The following is a 6,918-nucleotide window of genomic DNA, read 5'->3' on the forward strand; positions in this document are numbered from 1 at the left end:
GGCTGGGCATGGGCGGCAATGAAGCCGAGGCGCGCGGCCTCGTGCAGCGCTTCCGCCAGGACGGCACCGCTGGAAGGGTACTCAGTGCCGTGCGTGCTCACTGGCGTGGGGTGCTCGGTGTGGTTCAGGCCAGGACGCCGGAGCCTGCGATGGACACGATGGCGAACGGCTGGCTGCTCTACCAGACGATCGCCAGCCGCCTGTTCGCACGTAGTGGCTATTACCAGTCCGGCGGAGCCATCGGCTTCCGCGACCAGTTACAGGATTCCATGGCAACGCAGCACGCGGCGCCCGCCATGGCACGCGCCCAGTTGCTGCTCTGCGCAGCGCATCAGTTCGTCGAAGGCGATGTGCTGCACTGGTGGCATCCGCCCATCGAGCGCGGCGTTCGCACGGCGTGTTCCGACGACTACCTCTGGCTTCCACTGGCCACCAGCCGCTACGTGCACGCCAGCAGGGACGCGGCGGTGCTCGACGAGGCGGTCGAATACCTCGAAGGCCGTCCGCTGCGGCCCGGTGAGGAGTCCTATTACGACCTGCCGCGCCCCTCGGGCATTCGGGCCAGTCTCTACGAACACTGCGTGCGCGCCATCGAGCACTCCATGCCGCGTGGGCGCAACGGCCTGCCGCTGATGGGTAGCGGGGACTGGAACGACGGCATGAACAAGGTGGGCGAGGGCGGCAAGGGCGAGAGCGTCTGGCTGGGCTTCTTCCTGGTTCACGTGCTGCGCGAGTTCTCGGTGACAGCACGCTCACGCGGCGACGCAATTTTCGCGGACCGCTGTACGGCGGAAGTCACCAAGTTGTCGGCTGCCCTGGAAGCGCATGCCTGGGACGGCGAGTGGTACCGCCGAGCCTGGTTCGACGACGGTACGCCGCTGGGCTCGGCCAGCAACGACGAATGCCGCATCGATGCGATCGCGCAGAGCTGGTCGGTGCTCTCGGACGTTGCCACGGACGAACGCCGCACGCAGGCCATGGCGTCGCTGAGCAGTCATCTCGTGCAGGACGATGTCGGGCTGATTCGCCTGCTCGACCCGCCCTTCGATCACTCGGCGATGGATCCCGGTTACATCAAGGGCTACGTGCCGGGCGTGCGCGAGAACGGTGGGCAATACACGCATGCGGCGGTCTGGGCGGCGATGGCCTTCGCGCACATGGGCAACCACGACCGCGCGTGGGAACTGGCGAGGATGATCAACCCGGCCAGCCATACGAAAGATGCCGACGCGATCCAGCGCTACAAGATCGAGCCTTACGTACTCGCGGCGGACGTTTATTCCGTGGCGCCACACGTAGGTCGGGGCGGCTGGAGCTGGTACACGGGGTCCGCAGGCTGGATGTACCGCCTGCTGGTCGAGTCGCTGCTGGGGCTGAGCCTGGAGGAGGGCCGGCTGCGTGTCCGTCCCTGTGTCCCGACGTCGTGGGCGGGCTACAGCCTGCGCTACGTGTTCGGCGGCTCGACCTACGCGATCGATCTCCGGCCGGCACGGGACGGCGAATCGTCGGGCATCCTGCTGGACGGTGCTTCCATCGAGGGCGACAGTCTTCCGTTGGAGGACGATCAGCGTGAGTACAAGGTGCACGTGGTGTACCCGCGAGGCTAACGGCGGGGTAACGGCGCAGGGCGCAGCCTCGCGGTTGGGGGCGCCCTTGTTGGCGTCGAGCGGAGTATGGCGCCATGGCTACGATTTCAAAGGATCGACCGTCCTACCTCGAAGCAAGGCGCTCGATCCTCGAGGCTTACGATGTCGCCGCGGCTACCCACCCGGCGGCCTGTGCGATACGCGAGATCAACGAGAAGGGCGAGTGCCTGCCTCTCACGGCGAAACAGCTGAGGGGACGCAAGTCCGTCGCCGCGCCCGACTCGGTGATCAGTGAACCGGAAAACTTCCCGCCGCGAACGTCGCGGCATTGATGAACCGCCTTTTGGGGTCAACGATGAGCAACCCGTTCCAGAGCATCAACCAACGAATCATCGACGACCTCCGCAAGAGCCGCAGCGAGACGCCGACGGAAAAGCTGCCCAAAGCCGCCCCGGCCAAACGCGACGCCGATGACGAAGCTGCGGAAGAAGCCTATTCCAACGAAGGCGGCCCCGACGACGATTCCTGATCATGTGTGGGAGCCGCTTCAGCGGCGATAGCCAGGTCGCCGCAAGGCCATCGCCGCTGAAGCGGCTCCCACAGAAGTCCTCAAAAGTCGTAGTTGGCGCTCAGGCGCAGGTAGCGCGGCAACTGCCGTGATGTCGGTGTCCCGTAGAGCGGGTTGGCCAGGTTCGGACTGGACTCCGCATTCGGGTAGATGCCGACCACACGCTGCTCGTTCAACACGTTGAACACATTCACGTTGAACGCCAGCCGGGCGTCGGCGAAGGCTGGGCGATAGGTCGCACCGACATCGAGCTGACGCACCCAGGGAAGGCGTCCGTGGCTTCCCGGTGGCGAGGGCAGGCCGTTGCAGAAGTGGTAACTGTTGCCGTAGCCGGCCGGGTCTTCGCGATCCGGGCCGAAGTAACCCAGGCACGGCTTGGGTGCACCGGAGATCACACTGAGATTGCCGCTGACCAGCCACTCGGGGGTGATCTGGTAGTAGCCGAAAACCTTCAGCTGGTGCTTGTGGTCGTTGTTCTGCGGGCCATTGGTGTTGACCATGATGTACGAGTTGTCCCAGTCCTGGGTGGTCGACACCGCTGTCTGACCGGTACCTCGCGACTCGCGATAGAGGTCCGAGCGAAGCTGTCCTTCCGTGTTGCCGTAGCTGCGCGAGAAGGTGTATGTCGCTCGCGCGTACCAGGTCCCATCGAACGGGTGCTCCAGGAACGATTCAAGCGCGTAGTAGCGGCGCTTGAGTCGGTCGAAGCCGAACTCCTGGTTCGTGAGCGGCACACTGACGTGATTCCCTGCCGTGTCGACCAGATTGAACGTGTTCGCCTTGCCCGGATTGAAYAGCCAGCAGCTCACGGGGTTGCTCGTCGTGGTGACGTCGTACCCGAGCGACTGCGCCTTGGCCAGCACGAGGTCGATGTCGCAGTAGTCGTCGATCGCGTTGCGCAGGATACGTTGCGTCGCCTTTGCGCCGTAAACCCACTTGCTGCCCAGGGTCTTGGTGAAGCCGAGGATGAATTCGTCCTGGTATTCGGACTTGAGGCCCTTGGTGGTCACGGTGGAGGGATCGGGCAGCTGGCCGAAGGTGTTGTTCGCCGCGACCGGCGGTGAAATCGTGGTCAGTCCGGTCGGCGTGCCATCGCCGGCGATGCCGCCGTAGGTGAAGTATTGCGAGGTGGTGAGTGCGCCGCCGGCTGCGTTGAGCGCGGGGTTCAGGGGCAGGCCAAGGTAATAACGGCCCGCGTTGGCGTAGACCTTGAAGGTCGCATCGCCGTTTACGTCCCAGCTCGCGCCCAGGCGTGGCGCCCACTGCGGCTTGTGCTGGGTGACGAAGGGCTCGCTGTCGCTGTTGAAATTCTCGAACTGGTCGTTGCGCACGCCGACCGAGAGGAGCCAGCGATCGTTGATCTGCCAGCGATCTTCGATGTACTGCGCGCGCTGCGTGGAGCGCACGGTGGCAAGGCTGCTGTTGATGTTCTGGATGACGTAGTAGCCCTGTGCACCATTGGGAAAACCGCCCGTGGCCGGCACGCCAAGACCCGTGGAAATCGGTGTATTCGGATCGCCCTGGCCGTAGGTCCACGAATACCCGCCCGGCCCCGAGGTGATCGTGCCCTGGTCCAGTGCCTTGGCGGTCTGGTTGTCGATGCCTGCGGTGATGGTGTGGTCGCCGATCTTGTAGGTCAGGTCGATGCGCGTGTTGGTCGTACGGTTGCCGCGTCCGGCGGGACTCAGGCTGGCCACGGTCTGGTTGTTACCGCGTGGTGCACCGTTGTTCAGCGCAGGATTCTGGTTGGTGAGTCCATCCACATAGGTGAGATCAGGGGCGTAGCCGGCGGGTGCGTCGTAGTCGTCGCTTTTCAGCTTGCCGTACTGTGCCGTGAGCGTGAGATCGTCGGTGAGATAGCCGGTGTATTTGGCCGTCCACAAGTCGCCGCCCGTCTTGATGTTATCGTCGCCGCCGATCCGGTCCTGGCGCGTACGTGTCTGGTAGTCGTACCCGTAGACCGTACCGGAGGTCTCGTATTTGTCCGAGGCACCGGTCACTTCGACGATGTTGCTGTCGGTGATGTTCCAGTCGAGTTTTCCGTACCAGCGCGGTTCGTTGTAACGGTAGTCGACATAAGGCTTCGTACTGCTGAAGCCGCTCACCGGGTTGACGGTGGTGCCCTGCTGCCGTTCGTACTCACCGGCGATGAAGATGAACAGCTTGTCCTTGATCAGCGGACCTCCCGCGTATGCACTGACCGTGGTGCTGGTGGCGGAATCCTTGCTATCGGGCGAGTACAGCTGGCCGGCTTTGGGCGATGCCGGAAGCCCGTTCTCGAAGTAGCGGTTGCGCTGGCTGGCACGCGCGAAATTCGGTTCCCACAACACTTGTGTGCCGAAATGCCATTCGTTGGTGCCGCGCTTGCCCACCACGTTGATCACGCCGCCATCGGATCGGCCGTACTGCGCGCTGTATCCGCCGGTATAGACCTCCTGCTGGTCGATCGCGCCGTAGGGCAGGGACAGTCCGCCGAAGCCTCGCAGGGGATCCGTCGTGGAGAAGCCGTTGACGTAATAGGCGTTCTCGCTTGCGRCAGAGCCACCAAAACTCACCAGTGAGTTACCCGTCGGCCCCTTGAAGCTACCGCCGTTGTTGACCACGCCCGGGGCAAGCAGGGCGATGGCTTCGGAATTGCGACCCAGCGGCAGGCGTGCGAGCTGTTCGGAGGTGACGACGGTGCGTGAATCGACCGTCGACACATCGATGCTCGGCAACGCCGCCGCGGATACCGTGATGCCCTCCAGCGACTGCGCCTGCGCGGCGGCGAATGACACCTCGGTACCGGCGCCCACCTTGAGCGTGATGTTCTGCCGCGTGTCGACCACCTTGCCATCGACTTTCAGGGCCACGGTATACGTGCCCAGGGGCAACTGCCCGGCTGAGTAGCGGCCACGCTCGTCGAGCGGGACATCGCGGCTCAGACCGGTATCACTTGTAACCGTTACCGACGCACCGGCTGTGGCGGGTGCCTGCCCGAAAAGGCTGCCCGTGGTGGACTGCGCCATGGCGCCGGAACTGATCGCCACCGCGAGGGCTGCGGCGAGTGCACGCGGGATGCTGGGGGTCTTGCTGGACATGAACGACGCTCTCCTCGAACCGAATTGGGGGCGTAAGCGCGCACGGTCTCTGCTGCCGCAGGGCCGGGCATGATGGGTAATCGAAGGCAAATCCCCTTGAAGGCGCGACCTGGACGCCGGCGTCGTGCCGGGTCGTAGGTGCCGGTAGCCGGGCTAGCGCCGGCTACATCCCTGATGTGACAAAACGTGCTGCGTCGCAGCACGTGAGCCAGTTATATCGAAACTTATTTCGAATGTATAGCCCTCTAGACATCCCTATCGGGAGGCGAGGTCGGACTAGCCGAGGGCGACCGGGTCGGTCTGCAGCCCCAGGCTGTCGTGGATCCCCGCGAGTGTCCGGGCGCGCTCGTCGCGTTCGGTCTTCGTCCGGGGCGGGTGCCTTTCCATCTGCGTGAGCACGGGAAGCAGGTCGCGCTGCTGTGATTTTTTCAGCGGCACCGTCAGGTCTTCGACCTTCTTGCCCATGATGTATTTCGACTGCTCGGTGCTCTGGCTTGCGGTACGACCCGAAAGCGCCTGCACGAGGAGGCCTTTCCGGTAGCCGATGGACACGTTGCTCTGCGCGGAGTCGTCGATCTGCGTGTAGTAGTAGTTCTGCGACTTCGGATCTTCAGTCAGGTTGAGCCGCGCATCGGCTGAAAGGGCCGAATGGAAACTCGCGCGCAACTGCGACGACGAGGTCTGTGAGATATCGCGTTCGGATGCGCTGCGGCCGGACACCTGGGTGCTTTGCGATACCTGGAAGGAGAATGCGTCGTGCTCATCGGCGCGATACGGGTTGGAGGCGCGCGCCGACTGCGTGAACGAGGCGCTGAAGTCCGCGAGCCCGCTCATCAGGGCATGGTCGGTATCGGTGAGCCACGAGGTGGAACGTGTGGTGGCTGCCGCGTCGATGCCGGCTGGCGCATTGATCTGCGTGAATGCGTCCTTGAAGAGGGCCACCAGGGCGGGATCTGCATGGCCGCGTGCCGCGGCCTGGTCGACCTGCTTTAGGTAATTGGCCAGCGCTGTCGCCTGCTGGGCCTTGCTGCCGGTGATGGCAGGTGAGCTCAGGTCCACGCTGACATCGATCTGGCCGGCCGAACCGTCGATCTTCACGGCGCGCGATGTCGCGTCGGCGCTGAAATCGATCGTCTGTATGGGCTGATCGCTGCCCGCGGCATGGGCGCTGACGTGGATCGACGAGAGGACGGTCGTATCGAGTTGAGCGAGGCTGCCGAGATCCAGGTGAGGCGGCGCGGAGGCCATGCCGTCGAGCACGCTCTTGAAGGCGACGGAGAGTTTCGCGATCCCCGCATTTTCGGCGTCGCTCAGTGGTGCGTCGCGTTCGGCCTTTACCTTGAAGCTACCGTCGTCCTGCAGCGTGAGCGTGAGTGCGCGGCCGCTGGCCGTCTTGATGGCGACGGATGCATCCTGCCAGACGGGGACGGACTTGACCGGTGGGATGGAGTAGACGGCGGGTGCCGGTGCGCTGGTGGCACCGCTGAGCGTGACGACCACCGAAGGGCCCTGCGCGGCGGGCGATACAGTGGACGTGGCAGCCGCTGTGCCTGCGGTCGCTGTCGCCGGCAGGGAGCGCGACGCCGGTAACGAGACCGGCGTCGGCACCCTGTTCAATGAAGTTATTGTCATCCTTGAGCCTGTTTTACCTATTGACCTCCTCGGTTAGCGGCGTCTTTCGCAG

The 6,918-nt window shown here is 64.3% G+C and carries 5 protein-coding genes; 3 read left to right on the forward strand and 2 right to left on the reverse strand.

What is annotated here, in order from left to right:
• The 3 genes from AC1DT2_RS12935 to AC1DT2_RS12945 all read left to right on the forward strand — a co-directional run.
• A partial coding sequence (locus AC1DT2_RS12935) for a GH36-type glycosyl hydrolase domain-containing protein (protein ID WP_477296668.1) occupies nucleotides 1-1,607 on the forward strand: 1,607 nt, incomplete at its 5' end.
• Between the two features lie 74 nt (nucleotides 1,608-1,681).
• Nucleotides 1,682-1,918, forward strand: a complete 237-nt coding sequence (locus AC1DT2_RS12940; protein WP_063570947.1) for a hypothetical protein — start codon at nucleotides 1,682-1,684, stop codon at nucleotides 1,916-1,918.
• A gap of 23 nt (nucleotides 1,919-1,941) precedes the next feature.
• A complete protein-coding gene (locus AC1DT2_RS12945) occupies nucleotides 1,942-2,115 on the forward strand; it encodes a hypothetical protein (protein WP_157503875.1) in 174 nt (57 codons plus the stop codon).
• 80 nt (nucleotides 2,116-2,195) lie between these two features.
• Here the strand turns inward: AC1DT2_RS12945 and AC1DT2_RS12950 are convergent, their stop codons facing one another.
• Both AC1DT2_RS12950 and AC1DT2_RS12955 read right to left on the reverse strand, forming a co-directional pair.
• Complete coding sequence (locus AC1DT2_RS12950; RefSeq protein ID WP_477296671.1) at nucleotides 2,196-5,234, reverse strand: TonB-dependent receptor; 3,039 nt, start codon at nucleotides 5,232-5,234, stop codon at nucleotides 2,196-2,198.
• A 276-nt stretch (nucleotides 5,235-5,510) separates the two neighbouring features.
• Nucleotides 5,511-6,851 (reverse strand): hypothetical protein, encoded by a 1,341-nt coding sequence (locus tag AC1DT2_RS12955; RefSeq protein WP_477296673.1) that lies wholly within the window; start codon nucleotides 6,849-6,851, stop codon nucleotides 5,511-5,513.
• Between the last annotated feature and the right edge of the window lie 67 nt (nucleotides 6,852-6,918).

The organism is Luteibacter sp. P4_E6, assembly GCF_056401535.1.